The organism is Arthrobacter sp. H41, from assembly GCF_000520535.1.
Taxonomy (GTDB): domain Bacteria; phylum Actinomycetota; class Actinomycetes; order Actinomycetales; family Micrococcaceae; genus Arthrobacter_D.
On the sequence record NZ_KI914760.1, the window covers coordinates 29,384 to 54,017 of the forward strand.

Genomic DNA, 24,634 nt, shown 5'->3' on the forward strand with positions numbered 1-24,634 from the left:
CCCGCGGGGCCGGCGGCTCATATCTTTCCTCGAGCCGTCGATCGTCCTGCGGGCCGTGGCGATCATCTGCATCGTGGCTGCCCACGTCGAACTGTTCACGTTCCATACCGCACACCTGCTGTTCGTCGTCGCCGGCTTCAACTTCGCGCGGTTCCAACTCTCCGGAGAGCGGCCTGCGCGGCTGCGGCGGCAGGTGAGAAGCCTCGGGAGGATCATCGTTCCGTCGGTTGCCTTCATCGCCGTGGCCTATCTCCTCACCGACGACTACAGCATCGCCAACATCTTCCTGCTGAACGGCATGGTGGGGCCGCAGGAGGTGACGAGCGAGTGGCATTTCTGGTTCGTGGAGATGCTCGTATATGTCCTCGTCGGTGTGACCGCTCTGCTGGCCGTTCCCTGGGTGGACCGCCTCGAGCGCCGTGCGCCGTTCGCCTTTGCCCTGGGCCTCGTGGCTATTGCGCTGCTCAGCCGCTATGACATAGTCGACCCCGGCCTGCCGAAGCCCCTCCCCGTGTTCTGGCTCTTCGCCCTCGGCTGGGCCGTGGGCCGGGCTCGGAACGATTCCCAGCGTTGGACGGTCTCCGTCATCGCCGTGCTGACCGTGCCGGGCTTCTTCGACCACCCGATCCGTGAAGCGACCATCGTCGTCGGGCTCCTGCTGATCACCTGGGTACCGGCACTTCCCGTGCCCTCCGTCCTGCGCCGCTTGACCGGCTGGCTCGCCGCCGCGTCGCTGTACATCTACCTCACGCACTGGCTCGTCTACCCCCTCCTGCTTCCGCTCGGCCAGGTCGCTGCGGTGATCGGATCCCTTCCCGTCGGCGTGGCCTACTGGGCCCTCTGCCGGTGGCTGCCCACCGGGTTGGCGCACTGGAGGCGTGGGCGCAGATCCCTGACCGCGAAGACTGGTGCCGGCTGACCACAGGCGCATTGTCCACGCTGTCGATGCCCTGACTCCAAGCCGTTCCTTCGGCCGGTTCCGCAACACCGGCCCTTCACCGGATCCAGGGTCTCTGCGATTCACACCCCGGCGCGCCGCCTACCCGGAGTGCGCGGCGAGGAACGAATACACCTCGGTCTCGTCCACCCCGGGAAACGCTCCCGGCGGCATGGCCGCGAGAAGGTGCGAGTGCGCCCGCGCGCTGGGCCAGGCGTTGCCCGCCCATTCCTTCGCCAACGACGACGGCGGGCGCCGGCAACACGACTCGTCCGGACAGAACGACTTCTCCCGGATATCGGTGTCCCTCCCGCGGAACCATTTCACCTGGGAGTACGGCACGCCGACGCTGAGGGAGAACTCGCCGCTCGGCCCCCGCTCGGTCCTCGCGGTGCACCAATAGGTTCCGCTGGGGGTGTCGGTGTACTGGTTGTACGCGCTGAACCGATCCTGGACGTCGAAGACGACCCGCGACGTCCACCTCCTGCACGAGGGCTGGCCCTCGATCGCACCCGTGTGATCCTGGGGGAAGGTCACGCCGTCGTTCTCATAGGCCTTGTAGATGATGCCGCTCTTGTGGGTCTTCTGGAAGTGCGTGAGGATCTCCAGGTGCTCCGTCGCGAGGTTGGTGAAGCGGTGCGCAGCCGTCTCGTAGGACACAGCGAAGGTGTCGCGGATGTCTTCCACGGCGATCTCCCTCGCCGCCTTCGCGCGCCGCAGGTACTCCACTGCCGGCTTCTCGGGCAGCAGCAGGGCCGCAGCGAAATAATTGGTGGCCACGCGCTGCCGGAGGAATTCACCATAGTTCTCCGGCGTCCGGTGCTGAAGGACGTAGTGGCCGAGCGCCTGCAGGAGCACCGACCGCGGATCATGGTCGGCGTGCTGCGACTGCGTGAGGTAGATCCGGGAGTTCTTGAGGTCGGTCACCGACCTCGTCGAATGCGGCAGATCACCCACGTGGTGCAGCGAGAAGCCGAGGTGCCTGGCGAGGTCGGCGATCAGGTGCTCCGACATGGGCCCCGCCGAATACCCGACGGCACCGAGCAGCTTCTGCGCCTCCGCTTCGATCTCCGGGAAGTAGTTGTTCCTTCGCCGCATGACGCCGCGCAGTTCGGCGTTGGCACGCCGTGCCTCCTCGGGCGTTGCAACCTGTTCGTTGAGGCGCCGCTCGAGTTCGGTCTGGAGGCCGACGAGCGATTCGAGCGCCTCCATCGGCAGACGCGCGGAGATACGGACACGAGGCAGGCCGAGCGACTCGTACAGCGGCCCACGCTGTGCCCGCTCGAGTTCGATCTCCAGGGCTGCCCGGCGGGTGGGTGGCTCTGCCCCGAGCAGTTCATCGATGCTGACGCCGAGGGCGGCGGCGAGTTTCTGCAGCATCCCCAATTTGGGCTCACGCTTCCCGTTCTCGATCAATGACAGCTGCGAGCCGACGGATCCCACCTTTCGGCCGAGATCGTCCAGCGTCATGGCCCTGGCTTTGCGGAGGTGCCGAACGCGCCGTCCCAAGCTGAGGAGGTCGAGGGTGTCCGGAGCGCCGGCGGCACCGGAAAGGGACGCCGCATCGGCGCTGGACCACGGGGAAGTCGTCATTTCTTGACGATACGCGAAGAATTGCGTTTCTTGCCACGCGTTCAGCCTAGGAATTGCCGGGAATACAGCGAATTGTTGTCTTTACAGCGGTCGGGGAAGCCCTGACCCATTCCGAAGGAGATTGCAATGACGCAGGAATCACCCCAGCCGCACGACAGTTCATCCGCTGACCGCCAGCAGGCCCTGGACACCGCCGCGCAGGAACTCGAGCTCGAGTGGTCCGCCAATACCCGCTGGGAAGGCGTGCAGCGTGACTACTCGGCCACCGACGTCGTGCGGTTGCGCGGCAGTGTCCAGGAGGAGCACACCCTGGCACGCCGCGGCGCGGAAAAGCTGTGGGAGCAGCTGACCACCGAGGCGAGGAGCGGCGGCTACACCAACGCCCTCGGCGCCCTCACCGGGAACCAGGCCGTCCAGCAGGTCAAGGCGGGCCTGCGCGCCATCTACCTGTCGGGCTGGCAGGTCGCGGCTGACGCCAACAATTCGGGCCACACCTACCCCGACCAGTCGCTGTACCCGGCGAACTCCGTCCCCACGGTGGTGCGCCGGATCAACAACGCCCTGCTCCGTGCCGACCAGATCGAGTGGGCCGAAGGTATCTCGAGTGTCGAGGACTGGATGGTCCCCATCGTCGCCGATGCCGAAGCCGGTTTCGGCGGTCCGCTCAACGCCTACGAACTGATGAAGTCCATGATCCAGGCGGGAGCCGCGGGCGTCCACTGGGAGGACCAGCTCGCGTCGGAGAAGAAGTGCGGCCACCTCGGCGGCAAAGTGCTGATCCCCACGCAGCAGCATGTGCGAACGCTCAACGCCGCGCGTCTCGCAGCCGACGTCGCCGGTACCCCCTCCGTGGTGATCGCACGCACCGACGCCGAAGCAGCAACGCTCATCACCTCCGACGTCGACGAGCGCGATCAGCCCTTCGTCACCGGCGAGCGCACGCCCGAGGGTTTCTATCACGTCCGGAACGGCATCGAGCCCTGCATCGCCCGCGCCAAGGCCTACGCGCCGTACTCCGATCTCATCTGGATGGAAACGGGCACTCCCGACCTGGAGCTCGCGAAGAAGTTCGCCGAGGCTGTGAAGTCCGAGTTCCCCGACCAGATGCTGTCCTACAACTGCTCGCCGTCGTTCAACTGGCGCAAGCACCTCGACGACGCGACGATCGCGAAGTTCCAGCGTGAACTCGGCGCCATGGGCTTCACCTTCCAGTTCATCACCCTCGCCGGCTTCCATGCGCTGAACTACTCGATGTTCGACCTCGCCCACGGCTATGCTCGCGACGGCATGACCGCGTACGTGGACCTCCAGGAGCGTGAATTCGCCGCCGAGGGCCGCGGGTACACCGCAACCAGGCATCAGCGCGAAGTGGGAACCGGCTACTTCGACCAGGTGGCCACCGCGCTGAACCCCGCCGGAAGCACCCTTGCCCTGGCCGGTTCCACCGAGACCCAGCAGTTCCACTGACCACCCGCGCAGGACAGACAGATCCGGCAGGAGCCATCATGAACGACACCTATACCCTCAACGGCATCACCCTGACCGCGCCGAGCGTCAAGCGGCAGGGCGAAATCCTCACGCGCGAGGCACTGGATTTCGTCAAGGAACTCCATAAGGCCACCTCTGCGCGGCGGACGGAGCTCCTGCAGTTCCGCCGGCAGCAGTGCCAACGAATCGCCGACGGTGCTGATCCCCGGTTCCTGCCGGAGACGCGCCGGCTGCGGGAGGATCCGTCGTGGCGCGTGGCGCCGCCGGCACCCGGGCTCGAGGACCGCCGGGTGGAGATCACCGGACCGGTGGACCGGAAGACGACGGTCAACGCGCTGAATTCCGGGGCGAAGGTCTGGCTCGCCGATCTGGAGGATTCCTCGACGCCGTCGTGGTCCAATATCATCAACGGCCAGCTGAACCTGAAGGACGCACTCCGGGACAGGATCGACTTCACTTCCCCCGAAGGAAAGGAGTACAAGCTCACGGGCGATGCCGATGAGCGTCCCACCATCGTGGTGCGCCCCCGCGGCTGGCATCTGGTCGAGAAGCACGTGTTGATCCATGATCTGCCGGTAGCCGGAGGGCTCCTGGATTTCGGGCTCTACTTCTTCCACAACGCGCGGCTGTTGATCGAGCAGGGACGCGGCCCCTACTTCTACCTCCCAAAGCTCGAGAACCATCTCGAGGCACGGCTGTGGAACGACATCTTCATCCTGGCGCAGCAGCTGCTCGGCATCCCGCAGGGAACCATCCGCGCCACCGTTCTGATCGAAACCATTCCCGCGGCTTTCGAGATGGAGGAGATCCTCTACGAACTGCGGAACCACTCGTCGGGCCTGAACGCCGGCCGCTGGGACTACATCTTCTCGGTCATCAAGAACTTCCGCACGCGTGGGCCGCGCTTCGTCCTTCCGGACCGGGAGTCCGTGACCATGACGGCGCCCTTTTTGCGGTCCTACACCGAGCAGCTCATCAGGGCCTGCCACCGCCGTGGAGCGCATGCTATCGGCGGGATGGCGGCGTACATCCCGAACCGTCGGGACGAGGAAGCGAACGCTCTGGCGCTGAATGGAGTGAGTGCGGACAAGACGAGGGAAGCCGACGACGGTTTCGACGGGTCCTGGGTGGCCCACCCGGACCTCGTACCCGTGACCCGTGAGGTCTTCGACGCCCGGCTGGGCGACCGGCCCCACCAGCTGGACCGCCTGCGGGACGACGTCGTTCCGAATGACAAGGCACTCCTTAACATCGCCGCAACCCCCGGTTCGATCACCGAGCAGGGCATCCGCGGCAATCTCGAGGTCGGGCTCCGCTACCTTGAGTCCTGGCTGCGGGGCAATGGAGCGGCCGCCATCAACAACCTCATGGAGGACGCCGCGACGGCGGAAATCTCCCGCTCGCAGATCTGGCAGTGGATCTACACGAACGCGGTGACGGACGACGGCGAGATCGTCACCCGGGATTGGGTCGAAACCCTCCTCGACGAGGAATTCTCGGCCCTTTGGCGCTTCGACGGCGACCGGTTCGACGACGCGCGGGAGATCTTCGAGGAGGTAGCCCTCGGCGCGGAGTTTCCGGCGTTCCTGACCACGCCGGCCTACGACCGCTACCTGCAGGAAAGCCGGGAGTTCGCTCTGGCCTAACCCCCCGCTGATTAAGCACCTATGGCTGCCTTCCACCTCGGAGAGCAGCCATAGGTGCTTAATCAGTGGGAATAGGAGCCCCCGCACCGCATGTTGCGCCCAGTATGGACATCGAGATTTTTTCTGACGTGAAATGCCCGTGGTGCTTCGTCGGCAAGCGACGGTTCGAGAAGGCCCTCGCGGCATTTCCGCACCGCGACCAGGTGAACGTGACGTGGCGGAGCTTCCAACTGGATCCTTCCCTTCCCGAACACTACGAGGGCACCGAGCAGCAGTACCTGGCCGAGCGCAAGGGCATACCCGCCGAGCAAGTCCGCCGAATGTGGGACAACCTCGTCACGCAGGCCGCGGGCGAGGGCCTGGATTTCCGGTTCGACGACGTCGTCGTCGGCAATTCCTTCACCGCGCACCGGTTCCTGCACCTCGCGAAGGCGCACGGGCTCGGCGCCGAAGCCAAGGAGGCCGTCCTGTCGGCCCACTTCGAGCAGGGCAAGGACACCAGTGACGTCGACTTCCTGGTTTCGCTGGGCACATCGATCGGTCTCGCCGAAGACGAGATCCGCAGCACGATCGGTAGTGATCGATTTGCCGACGACGTCCGGCAGGACATCGAGGAAGCCCGCAGCCTCGGCGTCAGCGGCGTCCCGTTCTTCGTGATCGACCGGAAGTACGGCATCTCAGGGGCACAGCCCACCGAGGTGTTCACCGATGCCCTGGCGAGCTACTGGAAGGAAACGAATCCGCTCACCATGGTGGCGGCGTCGTCCGATGCTGAAGCCTGCGGCCCGGACGGGTGCAACTGAAAAGCCCAGGGGGCTGCGTGCTGCGGGGCCCGCTGCCGCTCGACGTCAGCCGCCTGCGGGAGCAGCTTCAGCGGTCGCTTCGGGAAGGCAGGTCAGCCCGGCGGGGGTGATGTCCACGGCTTCAGGCGGCACGATCCCGCTGTATCCGGAACCCAGAACGACGTCGACGGTGCGGTCCTCGCGGTTGTCGTTGAGATACAGCGATCCCGGAACGGTGCGCTGCACGGTGAAGGCGTTCGCAGCGCCGTCGGGCCCTGACACGATGATGGCCGTCATGCCGGTCCTGCTGACATCGCGGTTGCCGATGTCAGCCACCGCGAAGGCGCGTTCGCGCAACTGGGTCGCAGCTGTATCGGCAAGGCCGCTGATGGTGGTGCTGTTGTAGACGTTCACCGTGATGGCGCTGGGGTCCTGATAATCGAACGGTCCGGCAGGGCACGACGGCGCCGTCGGTTCGGACGTGGGCTCGGCGGCGCCGAAGTCGACTTCCCCGCGCTGGATGGCCAGGGCAACGAGCACCGCGGCGACCAACAGACCGATGAGCACGACGAGGACCAAGCCGTGAAGAATCGGTTTCAGGTTCGAGTGGGGGCGACGCGTGCTTTCGATGTCGTCGGTGAATACTGCCCCCAGGTCTGCCTCGGTGACGATCCGGTGGCCGTGCCACTCGGTAGGGTCCTTCTTCGCCTTGGCCCGCTCATGGCGCGGTGAAAGCTCAGGCATCGATGACCAGCACGCGCGCATGCAGGATGGTCCGCTGGTGGAGCGCGGTGCGAACCGCACGATGCAGGCCATCCTCGAGGTACAGGGTGCCGTTCCACTGCACGACGTGCGGAAAGAGGTCACCGAAGAAGGTGGAGTCCTCTGCCAGGAGCGCCTCGAGGTCGAGAGTTGTTTTTGTGGTCACCAACTCATCGAGCCGGACCTGCCGTGGAGGTACCTCTGCCCAGTCCCTGGGAGTCACGTGTCCATGGTCCGGATAGGGGCGGCCATCACTCACTGCTTTGAAGATCACTGATACAGCCTAGGGAAAACAGTCGCGCAATGGAAAGCGGATCCCTCCCACGCGTGATTTCGGGTCGGATCACGCGCGAAGGGCTGCATCAACTTGCGATGATGGGCACGATCCTTTCGGCCAGGACTTCACTGGTGATCCAGTCGAGCCACCGCGCTTTCAGCAGGTAGCGGCCGGGCGCAGGGGGGTCGAGCATGAGGTCGTACCGCTCTGCGGCTCCGAAGGACAGACAGTCCGTGGTCAGCGGATAGCCTGCCGCTCCGCACGGAGGCGCCGGTTCGTTGGGGTGGGAGGTGTCGCGGTAGGGCCGCCCGTCGTGGGAGATGACTTCCGCCATTCTCAGGTCATTGCCCGCCTCATCGGTGAACTCGATATACGTGGGCATGTAGTTGCCGTTGAGCACCCTCAGCAACGTCGGTTTCTTGAGGCCACCCCTGACATTCGCCCGCAGGGACGTCATTCCCCAGACCACCTCGTCTCCGTAGCGACGGCTGGCGAGCTCGCCCCCGATCATGTAGAAGTGCTTCGGCTCGAAGCGGTTGAGCCCCACATCCTCGCCGGACAACCCCTCCGCGTGTCCCATTTCATGCCACCGTGGATCCACGGAATAGGTCATGAGGAACGCCTCGGTCTCGATGTCGTATTCGGGACCGTCGACGAATGCGCGCCGCGCTCCGGGAGTGACCGGGTGGTCCGGATGTTCGACCGGGTCGACGATCAACGGCCCGAGCATGCCCATCTGTGCGTGGAGCACCGTATTGACGTGGCAGTGGTAGAAATACGTCCCTGCCGCGCCGTAGTTCGGGTCTCCGGGACGGCCGGGTTCAGGCTGCCACTGGTAGGTGTAGGTTCCGCCGATCTCGAACGAGGTGTGCCCTACGCCATCGTTCCGGGGATCCGGTTCCATTCCATGCCAGTGCATGGTGTGCGGGCCCATGCTGGGTTCAACCGTTGCATGGAAGATGTCCCCCTCCTTGACCCGGAGGTTCGGACCGGGAAAACCCCTTTCCGACTCCTCGGTTTCGAAGCTCCAGATTTCGAACGTCGCTCCGTCGTCGAATCTCATCTCACGGCCGAAGACCCCGATTTCGTACGATGTCTGGGCCGTCTGGAGGAACTCGGTGACGGGGTTGTCCTCGTCCACCTCTGCTGAACTGAAGTCGACCTGGCTCTCGAACGTGTGGCCGCCATGCGCGGGGGGAGGTGCCGGAGTAGTCGGCGTTGCTGACTGCGACGGCGTCGGCGTCTTGGTCGGCGACGGCGTTGCTGACTGCGTCGGCGTTGGCGTTGCGGACTGCGTCGGCGTGGCGGACTGCGTCGGCGTCGGCGTCGGCGTTGCGGACTGCGTCGGCGTCTTGGTCGGCGACGGCGTTGCTGACTGCGTCGGCGTCTTGGTCGGCGACGGAGTCGGTGTTTGCGTCTTGGTCGGCGACGGCGTCGGTGTCCGCGTGGGCTTCGGCGTGGCAGTCTTCTTCGGCGTCGCCGTCCTCCGAGCCTCCCGGCGTTCCCTTTCCAGCGCCTCCCGGCGTGCCTTCTCAGTGTCGCGGCGGCTGGCCGGCGGATTGATGATGCTCATGATGGCGCTCCGCTTCTAGGTGCTTTCAAAGTCCAGTGAGCCACCAGCCCACCGGGGTACATTCCCCCGGCGGCGGTCTGGGACGGTTCGGCGTGGCAGTGCATCGGGTAGACCCAGTCGGTTGTCCTGGCCTTCCACACCTGGTCAACTGCGTCCGGTGGCCGCTTCATTGGAATGATGCAGTCCTTCGTGTGCATGGGCGGGAGCTCCACTACGTCCTCCCACTGCTGCATCACAACGTGCCCATCCGAGTCGACGAAGCCGTCCTCCCTCGAGAGTTGCAGGTTGTTCCACCTCACCAACCAGATGTGGTTGCCGTGGAAGTGCATCTGATGCTGAACGATCCCCGGGTTGATCAGGCGGACAAGTTGTCCGCCACGCAGCGTGCCCATCGTGGTCCCCTCGCCGAACTGGCGGACATCGACCTGTCGGGGAAAACCGGCGATGAGCGTCTCCTCCTCGCTCGCGAGATTCAGCGCGGCATCCTTGGTAATCGCCAGCGATTCGTAGCCGCTGCGGCCGTTAAGGGTGAAATAGCGGGGGACCGCCTTGGTCTGCTGTGGATTGACGGTCTTGCCCGTCGCCTCCATTTCTGCCCAGACAGGATCGATATCGTGGCAGAGCCAGATCCACTGGCGTTCGAAGGCGGCAAACCCCGGGGCCACGTCCCACTGGTGGTTAGGGTGGATCACCACGAGCGCACCGAACAGGCCCAGGACGCGTTCCACCGGTGCGTTGGAAGGATCGCTGAAGATGTAGGACCCGGGCGGCGGGCAGGGCAGTTCGAATTCGACGGTCGACGACGGCGCGATGGCCCCGGATCCGACGTCCGATCCTCCCGCGCCGGCACCATGGATCGTGAAGCTGTGCTCCTTGGCGAGCCGGTTATGGATTCGAAAGCGCAGGGTGCTGCCGACCTCGGCGATGATGGTGCGCTTGGGAAAGTAGCTGGCCCAGTAGTTCCGCCAGATGTAGTACTGGCCGGGATTCGCGGGGTCGGCGCTATAGGGCTGGGGAACCCCGGCCGGCGGCAATTGTGCGCCGAACGGGTAGCTGCGGCTTTCGACCACCGTTCCGTCAGCGGTGAACACCACCGGGGACAGGGCAAGGTTCGGGTTCGCATCCTTCAGGTCCGTCGGGCTGTTCCCGAAGCCCCGGTGATACACCAAGGAATCATCGACCATCTTGAGGTAGCCCTCGTTGATGTACAGGTCGAGTACGCCCGGAACGGCGGATACAGCTTTCGGAGCCCGAACCTGCGCGACTCGGGGCTGCGCTGGTATGGCGGGTCGTGCCGGCGACAGCACGGCAAGGCCGAGCCCTGCTGCTGCCCCGTATTTGAGGAGGTTCGCCCTCTTCAGTTCGTGGCTACCGGGATTGCCTGCTTGCGTGGTCACGATGTCTCCCTCGGCGTGATTTCACCCATGATTAGCCTCCAGCCAGCCTGGCCGGGCGTCGATCCGGGGCAGGCGCAGGTCAAGTGGCGCCGAATGGTCCCAGGGGTCGATGAACTCGGCTGAGAAATGGAATGCGTCGGAGGGAACCAGGAAGCTGATCGACATCCGCGCCGTCTCACCTGCACCGAGTTGTGCAGGAACACCGCTGGATCCCCTGTTGGTGATGGTGGGCCCGTCTGTCCCCACCTTCAAACGAAGTTGTCCGGGTGGAAGGAGTATCGGAGCCGGCGTGTCATTGTGCGCCGTGAGCTCGATCAGGAGGTGGCTGCCCCAGGTGTTGTTTGCGGGTTGCTGTAGGCGTCGGCTGCTCGCACCACCATGGGTGGCGTGGGACGAGCCTGTTGTCGGGCCGGCACGTCCGCTTCCGTCGGGCGTGGCCTGGAGCCTGGACTGCCTTTCGGCTGACGTTATCTGGACTGTTCCGAAGGAGGTTCTTACGCCGCTGCTGCCGAACATCGATCCGCCGGAGGCCATGCCTGCAGCAATGGTGCCCCCGGCTGTCAGTGCTATCGCTGCACCGGTAAGGGCTCCGAATACCCGTCGAGTGAGGGATATGTCGCCGCTCTGCTGAATTGGGCTGCGATGTCGGTGTGCAGTTGTCTGAACTGTGTCCCCCATGCGATGGCCCACCTTTCTGGATCAATATGGAATCTGATGCAGTAGATGATTCACGGCCGACCTTGGGTTAACCATGGGCTCGCGGTCCAAGGCGCTTTCGCCCTTACCGGCATCGTTGTGCTCCTGGGAATCGGATGGCATTGGCACCCGCGCTCACAGCAGCGCTGGTTGCCTCGAGCATGGGCGCGCCGGCCGCCAGGCCTGCCGCGAGGCAGCCCCCGAAAGCATCACCGGCGCCCGTCGTGTCGACTACGGGAACCGCCGGCGCTTGTAAGTGCGCCACCTCGCCCCTGCCGAAGACGAGTGCACCACTTGCCCCGATGGTCAGGACCACTGAAGTGAACCCGCAATCGATGAGTGACTCGACAACCAGGCGGTAATCCACTCGGCCGTCGATCATGACAACCGATGAATAGACCCCCATCTGCCCCAACACCAGCAGTCCTTCGGTCTGGTTGACAACAAGCGGGTCCGCGCGAAGGAGAATGTCCCGGTCCAGTTCGACGACGGGAACCAGGTTGAGCAGTACGCGCCCGCCTCGCTTTGCGCGTACTGCCTCGGCTGTCGCGTCGACCGGAATCTCACCCTGGAGAACCAGCAAGGGAGCTGCGGCGACGAGGTCGGCGGACGCGCGGACCACCTCTGCTGTTACCGCCGCATGGGCACCAGGCAGCACCACGATGGTGTTCTCGCCGCCGTCGGACACCTCCACGACGGCCATGCCTGTGCTGACGTCCACTCGACGCACGGCGTCGATATCTGCCTTGACCGACACCAGGTTGGACAGGGCGATGTCAGCATGGGAATCCTGGCCCACGGCACCGATCATGGTTACGCGTGCTCCACATCGCGCGGCTGCCACAGCCTGATTTGCACCCTTGCCGCCGGGCAGGACGACCATCGACCGTCCCAGAACCGTCTCACCCGGTTCGGGGTGCCTCTGGAGCTTCACTACGAGATCGGCATTGATCGATCCCACGACCACGATTCCGGTGCCCTGAGCTCATGGGGGAAGTATTCCATTCGGCCGATCCATTCCGCTTGCCTGCAAGGGCCGACGCTGAACCGCCTCCAGGTCCTCGCGAGCGTCGATGACTGCTGAGCAGCTGTCCCGGAACATAATGGGGAATGCCTTCTTCGCGCCTCGGCCTCCTTCTCGACGTCGATGGTCCCATCGCCAGCCCCGTAACCCGAACGGTTCCGCCGGCAATCATCCGGGATCTCCTCACGCTTGCCGCTGCTGGATGGCCGGTCGTCTTCAACACCGGGAGGTCGGACGAGTTCATCCGGGAACAGGTTCTGGCGCCAATGCTCGCCGCGGGTATCCCCGAGGGTGTGCGCTTCTTCGCGATCTGCGAAAAGGGCGCAGCCTGGTTCAGTTTCGGTGAAGAAGGCGCGGGCGAAGTCCTCGTGGATCTGGATCTGGCGTTGCCGCTGAGTTTCGGCGACGACATCCGCGACCTCGTGGAGGAGAAGTATTCCCATCTGATGTTCTTCGACGAAACCAAGCGCGCAATGGTGTCGGTGGAGCAGTCCCTCGACGCTTCGAGTGCGGACTACCTTCTGGGCCAGGCTTCCTTCGACGCCGATGCGTTCGACATCCTGCACAGCCATGACATGGGGGCAAGCCGGCTTGCCCGAGTGGAGCCGGACAGCAGCGGCAACATCGAGTACCGGATTGATCCGACGATCATCTCGACCGACATCGAGTCCGTGCGGGTCGGCAAGGACCTTGGCGCTGAACGCGCACTGAAGCTGCTTGCGCCGCTCACGGAGATTCCCGTGCAGTGGCGGACCGTGGGCGATTCACGCACTGACTATGCGATGGCTGACTACCTCAACGAGCACGGCTACGACGTCGCGCATGTGGACGTCCGGCCGGCCGACGGCATTCCTCCAACTCCCTACCCGGTGCTTACGGAACACGGCCTGACCAACGAAGCGGCGGGTGCGGCTTTCCTGGCACGCTGCGTGGCTTCGATCCCGGACGCCGCAGGGGAACGCACAGTTCCATAAGCCATAATGACGGGGTGGCAGGCATGGTTTCCCGATGGCGTACCCAACTCCGCAAGACTTTCACCGCAAACAGCGATGAGCCTCCAATGTGGGCCGAGGAGCTCGAATCCGGAGACGACGTCGGCTACTTCCCACCGGAGTCGGCGGCGTGGGCAATTCATAGCTCGATGACGCCCCTGGTGGCCGGAATCCGTGCGCTGTTGCTGCAGACTCTTCATCCGGGAGCGATGGCGGGAGTCCACGACCATTCGTCGTTCCGAGAAGACCCCCTCGGGAGGTTGGCCAATACCATTCGGTGGATTTTCACTGTCACCTACGGATCCACCACCGCTGCGAAGGAAGGATCGGCCTTCGTCAAACGGCTCCATACACGGGTGACCGGTACATACGTCGACAGCAATGGGGTTGAACAGCAATATACCGCGGCGGATCCCTCCCTCATACGCTGGGTGCATCTCGCCTTCACTGATGCATTCCTTGCAGCGCATAAAGCCTACGGCGGACCGATTCAGGGAGGGCCCGACCAGTACGTGGCTGAATGGGCGCGGGCGGGTGAGTTGATGGGGGTCGATAGCCCACCACGGTCGGAGGCTGACCTCGCTGCGCAATTGGCCTTGTTCGACCATGAGCTGACGAACAGCGGCCAGGTTCAGGAAGCCCTCCGGTACATCAAACGGCCTCCGCTGCCCCGATCACAACGTCTCGGGTACCGCATCTTGTTTGCGGCGGCCGTTGCCACGCTTGAGCCACGCCACCGGGACCTGCTAGAGCTCCGCGCCCCAGCGCTTGGGCCCATTCCCCTGCCCATCAAAGGTGCAACGCGTCTTGTAATGGGCCTGGTCCGGCTCGGCCTCGGATCCGAGGGCCCCAGCGAGGCAGCCGCAAAGCGGCGGATCGCGCGGGTCACGAAAGTGGATGCAACGAACCACCCAGCAGTGTAGCGATTCAGTAACAGGAAAACCCCCGCCAAGGCGGGGGCTTTCCTGTTACTCGTCACATCTACTTATCGAAGTGCGGAGGATGGGGGATTTGAACCCCCGAGGGCGTGAACCCAACACGCGTTCCAGGCGTGCGCCATAGGCCGCTAGGCGAATCCTCCTGATTTGGAGCAGATACCAGACTACCCGTACATGGTTGATGTACCGAATCGGGATTACTTCCCGTTTTGTCAGTGGCGGATGATGGACTGTATTCATGGTTTCCGGCTCAGCAGGTGGGACAGCACAGAGCACCCGCAAGGGACATGCCCCCTTCAATTTCGGCATCATCGGGCACGAACCCCCCGCTCCTGGTAGCGCTGCCTTCGGCGGGGGACCCTTCACCCCGGACGCTCGTGTGTTCGACGACGAATGGTTCGCCCCTGATTCATCAGCCTCCGACGAGGCTTTTTTCGGAAAGCCATCACTGACGAGCAGCTCCTGGAGGAACAGGGTTTTGACGAGCAGGCCTTCGACGACACGTTTTTTGACGAGTCACTCCACGACTTCCTCGAAAGCGATCCCCTGACGATCGCCCGGGCGCTCACGGAACTGGATCCTGAGATAATCAGGAGTTTTCCACCGGAGAAGGCGGTTGAGACGCTCGCCGCAGCCGCCCGGCTGGAGAACTGGCTGGCAGCTTTCAAGGCGCGCGTTGTCCACCGCGTTGAAGAATCTCTGGTGGCGGGGTCCGGGACTGTACGCCGCCAGCGGTTTGCAGCGATGAACGCGGTGAGTGAAACCGCATGCGTGCTGCGCATTCCAGAAGGAGTGGCCGGTTATCTCATCAACGAGTCGGCAGCTCTCGTTGAGGACTTCCCGCATACTCTTTCCGCCCTGGAAAAAGGCCGCATCCACTACCAGCACGCACGAACCATCGTTCGTGAGGGGTCGGGACTTCCAGTCGGAAGCCGTTCCGGTTTCGAGGACCAACTACTGGTGGTCGAGCCGGATCTCACGAGGGTCCAGCTGGCAATCCGCGCCCGGCGCCTTCGAGAATGCGCACATCCCGAGGCGCAGGCGGATCGGCGGCGGAAGGCCGAACTGGACCGGCGCTTGTACGTGGAACCGGCGGGAGATGGCATGGCGTACCTCGGTGCTTTCCTCCCAGCCGAAAGCGCCCTTGCGCTGTTCAACCGTGTGAGCACAGTGGCACTATCCCTCCAGGGGACCGAAGAATCTCGAACGCTCGGCCAGCTGCGCGTCGATGTCCTCACTGACCTCATTCTTGGTAGTGAAATGCCGGAACGGAAGGGACACACCCACCCTCGGCGCATCAAAGCCCAGGTACTCGTGACCATTCCAGTGCTCTCGCTGCTCGGACACAGCGACGCCCCCGCCGATCTCGAGGGATACGGCCCCGTCCCGGCTACGGTTGCCCGGCAACTTGCTGCGCACGCGCCCAGCATGATGCGGGTGCTGACAGATCCGGTGGATGGCGGAGTGCTCAGTGTCGGCCGGCGCCGCTATCGGGTTCCGAAAGACCTCCAGATTTACGTGCGGGCATGTGACAAAACCTGCAGGTTCCCTGGTTGTAATCGTTCTGCCAGCCGAGCCGAACTCGACCACACCGTCAGTTGGGAGGACGGCGGGCCAACCAGCCACGACAACCTCGCCGCTCTCTGCCGCAAGCACCACCGGATGAAGCATGAGGCGGGGTGGTCTGTTCGCCAGCGCCGAGGGAGAGTTCTCGAGTGGTCCTCCCCTGCCGGACGGAGCTACACCACGGAGCCGGAGAGGCCGCCGTCGTCTCGGGGCGAAGTGTTGGACGTGCCAACATTCTGAGGCTGCAACAACCATCGGGACTACCGCGGCCGGCCCTGGGATCGGCTACGGCCGGAAATGGCGGCAGGCGTTCTTGTGTAGACTATTTCCCGGCCCCTCATGTGGTGTCATCCTGTGAACTCCCCCAGGACCGGAAGGTAGCAAGGGTAAGCGGGCTCTGGCAGGTGCATGAGGGGTCTTCACTTTAACCCCGGCCGATGCATGCAGGGATGCGCCAGGCGCCAGGGATTCTGATTGCGGAAGGGCGAGGGGCTGGCCAGTGCGGAAAAGTACGGGTGCAGGGCGCTTTGCTCCGAGCCCGACGAGCGAACTGCACCTTGGAAACATCCGCACGGCCATTCTGGCCTGGCTCTTTGCACGCAGTACTGACCGCCGGTTCCTGCTCCGGATCGAGGACCTCGACCGCGTCCGGGCAGGGGCTGAACATGCGCAGATCCGCGAGCTCCTGGCCTCCGGGCTCTCATGGGATGGGTCGGTAACCCGACAGAGCGACTCCAGCCATCGCTACGCCACTGCCATAGAGAGCCTGAACCGGGACGGCCTGCTCTATGAGTGCTTCTGCACGCGTCGTGATATCGCTGAGGCGTCGTCCGCACCGCATGCGGTCCCCGGAATCTATCCTGGCGCCTGCCGCGGGCTTGGGGATGCAGAACGTGCACGCCTTCGCCTCGCGAGACCACCGGCGCTACGTCTCAAGGCCGACGTCGGAACCTGGACCGTTGCTGACGAGATTCTCGGAGAATATACCGGTCCCGTGGATGACCTCGTGATCCGGCGGAACGATGGTGTGCCTTCCTATAATCTTGCGGTAGTCATTGACGACGCGGCACAGGGCGTCGACCAGGTGGTGCGGGGGGATGACCTACTGAGCTCCTCGCCACGCCAGGCTTATCTTGGTCAGCTGTTGGGCCTGCCCGCTCCGCGCTATGCGCACGTACCGCTGGCCGTGAATGCGCAGGGCCAGCGGCTTGCAAAACGCGACGGAGCGGTGACACTCGAGGATCTGGCGTCCAAAGGTCTCGGCGCCCTGCGGGTACGGGACATAATCCTCGGGTCACTCGGCCTGCCCGCGGGTTCCCTTGCAGCTGCGTTGCGGGCCTTCGACCCGGCGCAACTTCCCCGCGAGCCCTGGATTGTCACTGCCACCACCCTTTTCTCCACCGGCACGCCTTCTGTCACCCCCAACCGATAAGGTTTCTTTGTGAGTACAGCCCTTTACCGCCGATACCGCCCGGAAACCTTTGCGGATGTCATAGGTCAGGAGCACGTCACCGATCCGCTGATGGTCGCGATCGACAAGAACCGCGTCAACCACGCGTATCTTTTCTCCGGCCCGCGCGGCTGTGGGAAGACGACGTCGGCGCGGATCCTCGCCCGGTGCCTCAACTGCGCAAGCGGCCCTACCTCGACGCCCTGCGGCGTCTGCGACAGCTGTGTAGAACTGGCACGCAACGGCTCGGGCAGCCTTGACGTCATTGAGATCGACGCCGCGAGTCACGGAGGAGTTGATGATGCGCGCGACCTCCGGGAACGCGCTACGTTCGCTCCCGTCCGGGACCGGTACAAGATCTTCATCATCGACGAAGCCCACATGGTCACCTCGGCAGGCTTCAACGCGCTGCTCAAGATCGTCGAGGAACCACCCGAACACATCCTGTTCATCTTCGCGACCACCGAGCCCGACAAGGTCATCGGCACCATTCGTTCACGTACTCATCACTACCCCTTCCGACTGGTGCCGCCGGAACCACTCATGGCCTACTTGGAGGTACTGTGCCGTCAGGAGAACGTGGCGGTCGCCCCGGGCGTTCTCTCACTCGTAGTGCGGGCCGGTGGCGGATCTGTACGGGACTCGCTCTCTGTACTCGACCAGCTCATGGCGGGTGCAGGTGAAACGGGGCTCGACTACGAACTCGCGGTGTCGTTGCTGGGCTATACCCATGCGACGCTCCTGGATGACGTCGTCGACGCCGTGGCCGCAGGTGACGCCGGCACAGTCTTCAACGCCGTCGACCGCGTCATCCAGACAGGCCACGACCCTCGGCGGTTCGTCGAGGATCTGCTGGAACGCTTCCGCGACCTCATCGTCATCAATGCCGTTCCGGAAGGGGCTGCCTCGATCTTGCGCGGCATTCCGGACGACCAGCTGAACCGCATGCGGGCCCAGGCGAACCAACTGGGCGGCGGCGAGCTGTCGCGGTCCGCGGATGTCACGAACACGGCCCTCACCGAGATGACGGGGGCCACGTCTCCCCGGCTGCATCTTGAGCTCCTGTGTGCACGGTTGCTCCTTCCAGCTGCAGACCAGTCAGTCCGCGGGACACTCGCAAGGGTCGACCGCATCGAGCGCCGGCTCGAGTATGCAAATGGTGGAATTCCCCAGCACGGCGGCGCCGGTGAGGCTGGAACTGACAGCGGGACAGCTCTCCCAACACCAGCACCAGCCAGCGCGGGGTCACGCTCCGATGTTCCCCATGACCCCACACCACGAGCGCGCACCGCTGACACCGCAGGATCCGATGAGGTGCAGGTCCGGGGGAATGAGCAGCCCGGCGCTGCTCCGGACACTTCCTCCAGTCCCCCTCCGAACCGCACTTCGGACCCTGCCCAGGTTTCGGCGCGCACTCCTCCTACCGCGGCGGCTCACGACTCCGAATCAGCGCCTGCCCAGGGTGCCGGTTCCGCTCGGGTTCATTCCGCTCCGGTTCATTCCGCTCCGGCTTCCGGCGTCGGCGGTGCCGGACAGATTGAGATGGTACGGCGAGCATGGCCGGAGATCATGGACGAGCTGGCCAAGATCAAGCGCATCACCTGGCTGAACGTCAATGTGGCTGCCAAACCGCGCTCGCTCGAGGGGAACGTCCTGGTGCTTGCATTCACCACGCCGGGCAATGCCATCGCCTTCCAACGCGGCCCGCACGCCGACAACCTCAAACAGGCAATCCACAAGGTCCTCGGGCTCGCCTGTGAAATCGAGGCGCTGCACGACGGCGCGGCAGCGGGTGAGGCGCGCCCAAAAGTACCGGCCGCCCGGCCGACCCCGAGTAGGGACGTCGGAAAAACTGTACCTACCCCCGACACCGGAGCCGAACGGCCCGCCGACGTTTTGACGACAGCGGTAACGACATCCGGAGCAGAGCCCGGCTCCGGGCCCGGTGAGAGCACCGGAACGCCGATCGATGCAGGCACTGGGCAGTCCGAAGGAACCGTCTCCAGCGCCAGGCCCGGCAGCGCACCCAGTGCTGGCCGTGGCACCGGCGCTGAGCCGGGCAGTGCGTCCGGTGCTGACTCCAGCGCCAGGGCCAATAGCGAACCCGGTCCTGACTCCAACGCCAGGCCCAACAGCGAACCCGGCCGGGGCGCCGTGTCGGAGCCGGATTCCGATATCACTGCCGAGCGGAGGACTAGGGCCCACACGGATTCGTCGCGAGAAACCACCGCTGGTTGGAGTCCCCGTGACTCGGATGATTCCTGGGCAATGGTGGAGCCACCCGAGGATTCCTACGATCCCGGGCCGGGGTGGCAAGGCACGTCAGTGGCTGGAGGCTCCCGCCCGAAGGAGGGCGAAGCAGAAGCGCCAGCGACCTCCTCGAACCCATCCCGCCCAGAAGCACGGGCAGAATCCGGCAGCTCCCGTTCCGACGAGCAAGACACCGGTCCTGCGACCTTCGCACAAAGGCCGGATCCAGCCGGGCAGCAACGCACGGGTCCGGCAGAGCAGCAACGCACGGGTCCACCCGATCCAGTGCGTCCCCGGACCACCGGGACCACCGGGACCACCGGGACCACTCACAAGACTCCGGAAGCGACTCCCGCAGCGCTAACGGCTCCGGCATCAGCAAGCTCCTCGCCAACCGATAGTGACGTCCTCACGAATGGCGCCCGGACAGCTGATGCTGTCCCTGATGCCGGGAACAAGCCCGTGAGCCGGTACCAGCGGTTGCTCGACGAGGCCGAGCGCAAGCGGGTGGAGTCGGCTGCAGCGAACAACAGCGCCGTAGACTTGAGGTACGTCGAAGATGTTCCCAGCGCAGACGATGAAACGCTCGAGGAGTCCGGTCTGGTGGGCCGAACCGCTATTGAACGCATACTCAACGGGCGCCTGGTGGAAGAGCGAAGCGTCGAACCACAGTAGAGTCCGCACTACGCGTGTTACCCGCCGTCATAGTGGCCGGGGACAGCGTCCAATGATCATCAGCCGAATGAAGAAGGTTACGTGTACGAAGGCGCAGTCCAGGAGCTTATCGATGAGCTGGGACGCCTCCCGGGAGTGGGCCCGAAGTCCGCGCAACGCCTCGCTTTCCACATCCTCGAGGCGGACAGTGAAGACATGCAACGGCTCGTCACCGCGATCACCACAGTGAAGGAACGCGTGAAATTCTGCGCGATCTGCGGGAATGTCGCTGAACAGGAAACATGTGGAATCTGCCGCGATCCGCGCCGGGATCCGACCATGATCTGCGTTGTCGAAGAATCAAAGGACGTAGTCGCCGTGGAGCGGACACGCTCTTTCCGAGGTCGCTACCATGTCCTGGGCGGTGCCATCAATCCGATCGCAGGCGTCGGCCCTGAGCAGTTACGTATCCGCGAGCTTCTCAGCAGGCTGTCCGATGAGCAGATCCAGGAAATCATCATCGCCACCGACCCCAATCTCGAGGGCGAAGCGACTGCCACCTATCTGGTGCGCATGCTCAAGACCATCGGAATCCCGGTGACCCGGTTGGCTTCGGGCCTGCCGGTCGGCGGCGACCTCGAATACGCCGATGAAGTCACTCTCGGGCGCGCCTTCGAGGGCCGCCGCGCCATGTCGTAACTGTCGAACCGCCAGGTGAAGTGGCCGGCACGAGGCACAGCGGCGCCACCGTCAGGCGATTCTGGTCCCCGGCGCCAGTCGGGCAGCCGGCGTCGTGAGCTTTTTCCGTCCCAGCAGCAGCAGCCCCCCGGCAAGGAGGCTTTGGAGCGCAACCCCTAGCGGCCAGATGGGGGGCTGTCCCTCAAGGTCGGGGGCCACGCCGATCTCTTCGCAGGTCACGTCGTTGTCGGGTCCGGCCTGCATGGTCCGTACGCCCTGGCTGATCGCTTCCATAACTCCAGGCTGTTCAAACTGCCCGCCAAGGGACGTAGGACCCTGCCGGTCACGCGCATAGGGTACGGCGTCCGCAACAACAACGAAGGGATTCGCCGCCAGAAGCCAGGCGGTCCGCTCGGTTCGGGGTACGTCCTGGATGTAGGTGTCGGTGACGCACTCGAAGTCGGCTGGATCAGGAATGGTCGTCTCGTCCAACAGTTCGGCCCCGGTCTGAACCTGATAGGACATGGTGACTGTCGTCCGTTCGGACACCAGCGGCATGGTCAGGCCGAAGACGATGAGCGTCCCCATGGTCAGCATGGCAACGAGCATGTAGGTGACGACGATGGAGAACAGGGGGCGGTTGGCCAAAGCGGAGACGCCCACTCCGATAGCGGCAACCAGCCCCAACTCCAGTGCGAGCATTCCGAGGGAGACGAACGCTTCCCCGGCACGCACGCCTCCCAACGCAAGGGACCAGAAGATGAACGGACAGCTCACCACGAGGAATGCCAGCGAACCGGCCCAGGACGCCATCCATTTTCCGACGAGCAATTGGCCAGGCGTGAGCAGGGTGACCTGGAGGATCGCCAGGGTTCCTGCCGCGCGATCGCCGTTGACGGCATTCGCTGACAGCCCGGGAGCCACAAGCAGGCCGAAGAACAGCACGAATCCGACCACCATGTCGAAGAGGACCGGGCCCTCGTTGTCGCTCGCGCCCAGGAAGGCGCTGGCCAGGACAAAGATCAAGGCAAGGACGACGAGCCAGACGCCCAACAGGATGTACCACCCCCTGGCGCGAAGCCTTTGACGCATCTCGAGCCAGAACACCGTCCCGCTGGCGGACCAGAAGGGGAGGCTGTCAGCCGGGACTATCCTTTCAGCAGCGGGGTGCGGGTCGGTTTCGGTGCTCATCGTCGATCCGTTTCCAGGCTCATGTAGGTCTCCTCCAATGCTCCGCCGGCGGGCGCGAACGCCGTCACGACGACGTCGGCCAACACCAGGGTGCGCAGCAGCCACGCTGCCTCAGCAGTTCCGGCCAGTTCCACTTGGTACTCGGTGCGCCTCGAATCATTCCGCTCCTCGAATCGGACACCATGGCTGATGAGCGCCTCCGCAAGCGCGGACATCGGTTCTGCCTGGACACAGTAGCGGCGGATCTGTGACCCTGCCTCGTCGATGGTCTGGCTCTTGACGGACTCTCCCCTGCTGACGAAGACGGCCCGATCCGCGATCTCGTCCAGTTCCGAAAGAACGTGGCTCGACACCACGACCGTCTTCCCTCCGGCTGCGAGGTTCCTCAACAGCGTCCTCAGCTCCACGCGGGAGCCCGGATCGAGGCCCGACGCCGGTTCGTCGAGCAGCAGGACCTGCGGATCGTGAATGAGCGCCCGTGCCAGCGACAATCGCTGCTGCTGACCCCGGGACAGCACCCTCGCGGGTTGGCCGGAGTACTCGGCGAGGTTCACCGTCTCGAGAAGTTCCTGTGACCGCCGCAACCGCTGGTCAGGATGCATTCCGTACAGTGCGCCGAGCGTCGTCAGGACCTCGAGCGTCGTGAGGGACTCCCAGAAGCCGAGGGTGTCGGGCATCCAACCGACCGACCGACGCACGGCAGCGGTCTCGGCCACCGGATCGAAGCCGCCTACCCGCACTTTCCCGGAGTCAGGAGCAAGAAGCGACGCCAGAATGAGCATCAGTGTGGTTTTGCCCGATCCGTTGGGCCCGATCAGGGCCGTCACTTCGCCCGGGGGTGCCACGAAATCGATGTGCCGAATTGCCTGCACGGAACCGAACTTCCGCGCGACGCCGTCGACAACGATTCCCCATGTTCGTTGGTCATAGGTCGACCCTATGACACAGGTCACCCTCTTGAACCCCGGAACCCGACATAAAGTTCGAGGACTTCCGGTCCCGCCGCTACACTTGCACGGTGTCCCGTCTTCATCAGGCATGCCTCGGACGGCCGCACCAGTCGCCAGGGTTGCCGTGCTGGTCGGATTGCAGGTCGTCGAGACGCTCTGGGTCCGGCATCGTCAACTCCATGTCAATGATCGGTGAGTGAGCGCGTGAGCTTCATAGTTCAAAAGTTTGGCGGGTCCTCGGTCGCCGATGCCGAGGGCATCAAACGCGTGGCTCGAAGGGTGGTCGAGACGCAGGCGGCCGGCAACCAGGTGGTCGTCGTGGTTTCCGCGATGGGCGACAGCACTGATGAGCTCCTTGATCTGGCGTCACAGGTGTCAAGTGATCCGCACGCCCGCGAAATGGACATGCTGCTCAGTGCCGGTGAGCGGATTTCCATGGCCCTCCTCGCGATGGCCATCAACAGCCTCGGAGCCTCCGCGCACTCCTTCACCGGAAGCCAGGCCGGCATGATCACCGACGCCATCCACGGCAAGGCCCGCATCATCGATGTATCTCCCCACCGGATCCGCACAGCCATCGAAAGGGGGGACGTCGCCATCGTCGCAGGCTTCCAGGGAATGAGCCGCGACAGCAATGACATCACGACGCTGGGCCGCGGGGGGTCGGACACCACCGCCGTCGCCCTGGCTGCAGCACTGGATGCGGACGTCTGTGAGATCTATACCGACGTCGACGGCGTCTACACCGCGGACCCACGCGTCGTGCCGTCCGCGCAGAAGATCGACACCATCTCGAGCCAGGAAATGCTCGAGATGGCGGCGTCCGGCGCCAAGATCCTGCACTTGCGCTGCGTGGAGTATGCCCGCCGGTTCGGGGTACCCCTTCACGTGCGCTCCTCCTTCAGCCACCAGGAGGGCACCTGGGTACTGCCCAGCCCCGACGACAAGATCACGATTCAAGAGGGAGAACCCTTGGAACAGCCAATCATCTCGGGCGTAGCGCACGACCGCTCCGAAGCCAAAGTCACGGTGGTGGGAGTGCCTGACATTCCAGGCAAGGCGGCCGAGATCTTCGGGATTGTGGCCGGGGCGCATACGAACATCGACATGATCGTCCAGAACGTCTCAACGCACGGCTCAGGCCGCACCGACATCTCGTTCACCCTTCCCATCGTGGATGGAGCCGCGGCACTCGCCGCGCTCGGCGAGGCGCAGGCCCGGGTTGGCTACGAAGCTGTCGATTACAACGAGAAGATCGGCAAGCTCTCGCTGATCGGAGCCGGAATGCGGTCCAACCCCGGGGTGTCCTACCGGTTCTTCCGGGCCCTGTCCGACGCGGGCGTCAACATCGACATGATCTCCACGTCGGAGATCCGCATCTCAGTGGTGACGAGCGCCGAACTCCTGGACACTGCGGTTCGAGCGGTCCACGCGGCTTTCGAGCTCGACGGCGAAGCCACCGCTACCGTATACGCGGGCTCCGGCCGCTAGCTCCTCGACACTGTTTGCGGCGACAGCAGTCTTACCGAACTTTGCGCGGAACGACATAGGTGCTTCCATCGGCACGCGTGACGGTTTCCCACTGGTCTGCCTCGACACGTTGCTGCTGGAGCAGCGCCTCGTTCTCCGCGGTCATGGGATGGTCGAGGGAACTCGACTGCGCCGGACCGAGAAAGATCCGCGCCTTGCCGGTCGCCCTCATGAACCGTTCAACTATTCCGGGCCGTGCCGGCTCGTCTTCTTTTTCAACCGGATTCTTGTCCATGGAGCCAGCACCTTTCCGCAGAGAG

Annotated in this window: 21 protein-coding genes, 1 tRNA gene and 1 other RNA gene; 13 read left to right on the forward strand and 10 right to left on the reverse strand. The window is 64.4% G+C overall.

The window, feature by feature from the left end; translation table 11 throughout:
• Positions 1-919: acyltransferase family protein (locus tag Y705_RS16670; protein WP_343212705.1), on the forward strand; the 919-nt coding region annotated here is incomplete at its 5' end.
• Between the two features lie 120 nt (positions 920-1,039).
• Here the strand turns inward: Y705_RS16670 and Y705_RS0101975 are convergent.
• Positions 1,040-2,530 carry a helix-turn-helix domain-containing protein gene (locus Y705_RS0101975; RefSeq protein ID WP_026531635.1) on the reverse strand — a complete coding sequence of 497 codons (1,491 nt, stop codon included), beginning with the start codon at positions 2,528-2,530 and terminating at the stop codon, positions 1,040-1,042.
• 126 nt (positions 2,531-2,656) lie between these two features.
• Between Y705_RS0101975 and aceA the strand changes: the two genes are divergently transcribed.
• The 3 genes from aceA (at position 2,657) to Y705_RS0101990 (ending at position 6,467) form a co-directional block, all read left to right on the forward strand.
• Positions 2,657-3,997, forward strand: a complete 1,341-nt coding sequence (gene aceA, locus Y705_RS0101980; RefSeq protein ID WP_049822125.1) for an isocitrate lyase — start codon at positions 2,657-2,659, stop codon at positions 3,995-3,997.
• Positions 3,998-4,035: 38 nt separating this feature from the next.
• Entirely contained in the window at positions 4,036-5,664 is a 1,629-nt protein-coding gene (gene aceB / locus Y705_RS0101985) for a malate synthase A (RefSeq protein WP_026531637.1), read from the forward strand.
• Positions 5,665-5,768: 104 nt separating this feature from the next.
• A complete protein-coding gene (locus tag Y705_RS0101990) occupies positions 5,769-6,467 on the forward strand; it encodes a DsbA family oxidoreductase (RefSeq protein WP_026531638.1) in 699 nt (232 codons plus the stop codon).
• 45 nt (positions 6,468-6,512) lie between these two features.
• On the opposite strand, the gene Y705_RS0101995 is transcribed toward Y705_RS0101990, so the two are convergent.
• From Y705_RS0101995 to Y705_RS0102005, 3 genes are all read right to left on the reverse strand, one after another.
• On the reverse strand, positions 6,513-7,190 hold the full coding sequence (locus Y705_RS0101995) for a LytR C-terminal domain-containing protein (RefSeq protein ID WP_026531639.1): 678 nt from the start codon (positions 7,188-7,190) through the stop codon (positions 6,513-6,515).
• Positions 7,183-7,482 (reverse strand): type II toxin-antitoxin system VapB family antitoxin, encoded by a 300-nt coding sequence (locus Y705_RS0102000; protein WP_026531640.1) that lies wholly within the window; start codon positions 7,480-7,482, stop codon positions 7,183-7,185. Before Y705_RS0102000 ends, Y705_RS0101995 begins: the two co-directional genes overlap by 8 nt.
• An 88-nt stretch (positions 7,483-7,570) precedes the next feature.
• Complete coding sequence (locus tag Y705_RS0102005) at positions 7,571-8,626, reverse strand: multicopper oxidase domain-containing protein (protein ID WP_253908445.1); 1,056 nt, start codon at positions 8,624-8,626, stop codon at positions 7,571-7,573.
• On the opposite strand from Y705_RS0102005, the gene Y705_RS22925 reads away from it, so the two are divergent.
• The gene (locus Y705_RS22925) at positions 8,604-9,077 is read left to right on the forward strand and encodes a hypothetical protein (RefSeq protein ID WP_162149023.1); all 474 of its coding nucleotides are present in this window, start codon (positions 8,604-8,606) and stop codon (positions 9,075-9,077) included. The genes Y705_RS0102005 and Y705_RS22925 overlap by 23 nt on opposite strands.
• Here the strand turns inward: Y705_RS22925 and Y705_RS21660 are convergent.
• Entirely contained in the window at positions 9,055-10,455 is a 1,401-nt protein-coding gene (locus Y705_RS21660) for a multicopper oxidase domain-containing protein (protein ID WP_049822126.1), read from the reverse strand. The genes Y705_RS22925 and Y705_RS21660 overlap by 23 nt on opposite strands.
• Positions 10,456-11,236: 781 nt before the next feature.
• Positions 11,237-12,118: a ribokinase gene (locus Y705_RS0102025; RefSeq protein WP_216698711.1), complete on the reverse strand. Its 882-nt coding sequence runs from the start codon at positions 12,116-12,118 to the stop codon at positions 11,237-11,239.
• 143 nt (positions 12,119-12,261) lie between these two features.
• Between Y705_RS0102025 and Y705_RS0102030 the strand changes: the two genes are divergently transcribed.
• Positions 12,262-13,149, forward strand: a complete 888-nt coding sequence (locus Y705_RS0102030; RefSeq protein WP_026531644.1) for a Cof-type HAD-IIB family hydrolase — start codon at positions 12,262-12,264, stop codon at positions 13,147-13,149.
• Positions 13,150-13,172: 23 nt separating this feature from the next.
• Positions 13,173-14,090: an oxygenase MpaB family protein gene (locus Y705_RS0102035; protein ID WP_049822161.1), complete on the forward strand. Its 918-nt coding sequence runs from the start codon at positions 13,173-13,175 to the stop codon at positions 14,088-14,090.
• Between the two features lie 73 nt (positions 14,091-14,163).
• Here Y705_RS0102035 and Y705_RS0102040 read toward each other — a convergent pair.
• Positions 14,164-14,248: transfer RNA gene (locus Y705_RS0102040), tRNA-Ser, on the reverse strand.
• A gap of 445 nt (positions 14,249-14,693) precedes the next feature.
• On the opposite strand from Y705_RS0102040, the gene Y705_RS16690 reads away from it, so the two are divergent.
• The 5 genes from Y705_RS16690 (at position 14,694) to recR (ending at position 20,724) form a co-directional block, all read left to right on the forward strand.
• Entirely contained in the window at positions 14,694-15,911 is a 1,218-nt protein-coding gene (locus tag Y705_RS16690; RefSeq protein WP_275450792.1) for an HNH endonuclease signature motif containing protein, read from the forward strand.
• Positions 15,912-15,999: 88 nt separating this feature from the next.
• An RNA gene (ffs, locus tag Y705_RS20935) (signal recognition particle sRNA small type) lies at positions 16,000-16,095 on the forward strand.
• Between the two features lie 75 nt (positions 16,096-16,170).
• The gene (gene gluQRS, locus Y705_RS16695; RefSeq protein ID WP_049822130.1) at positions 16,171-17,103 is read left to right on the forward strand and encodes a tRNA glutamyl-Q(34) synthetase GluQRS; all 933 of its coding nucleotides are present in this window, start codon (positions 16,171-16,173) and stop codon (positions 17,101-17,103) included.
• Between the two features lie 9 nt (positions 17,104-17,112).
• The gene (locus Y705_RS0102055; RefSeq protein WP_026531646.1) at positions 17,113-20,046 is read left to right on the forward strand and encodes a DNA polymerase III subunit gamma and tau; all 2,934 of its coding nucleotides are present in this window, start codon (positions 17,113-17,115) and stop codon (positions 20,044-20,046) included.
• An 81-nt stretch (positions 20,047-20,127) separates the two neighbouring features.
• Positions 20,128-20,724, forward strand: a complete 597-nt coding sequence (gene recR / locus Y705_RS0102060) for a recombination mediator RecR (RefSeq protein WP_026531647.1) — start codon at positions 20,128-20,130, stop codon at positions 20,722-20,724.
• Between the two features lie 51 nt (positions 20,725-20,775).
• Here recR and Y705_RS0102065 read toward each other — a convergent pair whose 3' ends face one another.
• Together Y705_RS0102065 and Y705_RS0102070 are read right to left on the reverse strand one after the other, a co-directional pair.
• Complete coding sequence (locus tag Y705_RS0102065) at positions 20,776-21,894, reverse strand: ABC transporter permease (protein ID WP_026531648.1); 1,119 nt, start codon at positions 21,892-21,894, stop codon at positions 20,776-20,778.
• Positions 21,891-22,766 (reverse strand): ABC transporter ATP-binding protein, encoded by an 876-nt coding sequence (locus Y705_RS0102070; protein WP_253908446.1) that lies wholly within the window; start codon positions 22,764-22,766, stop codon positions 21,891-21,893. Before Y705_RS0102070 ends, Y705_RS0102065 begins: the two co-directional genes overlap by 4 nt.
• Before the next feature lie 282 nt (positions 22,767-23,048).
• Here Y705_RS0102070 and Y705_RS0102075 point away from each other — a divergent pair, with 282 nt between their 5' ends.
• Positions 23,049-24,335 carry an aspartate kinase gene (locus tag Y705_RS0102075; protein ID WP_026531650.1) on the forward strand — a complete coding sequence of 429 codons (1,287 nt, stop codon included), beginning with the start codon at positions 23,049-23,051 and terminating at the stop codon, positions 24,333-24,335.
• A 31-nt stretch (positions 24,336-24,366) separates the two neighbouring features.
• Here Y705_RS0102075 and Y705_RS0102080 read toward each other — a convergent pair whose 3' ends face one another.
• Positions 24,367-24,609 carry a hypothetical protein gene (locus Y705_RS0102080; protein ID WP_049822133.1) on the reverse strand — a complete coding sequence of 81 codons (243 nt, stop codon included), beginning with the start codon at positions 24,607-24,609 and terminating at the stop codon, positions 24,367-24,369.
• Positions 24,610-24,634 lie beyond the last annotated feature (25 nt).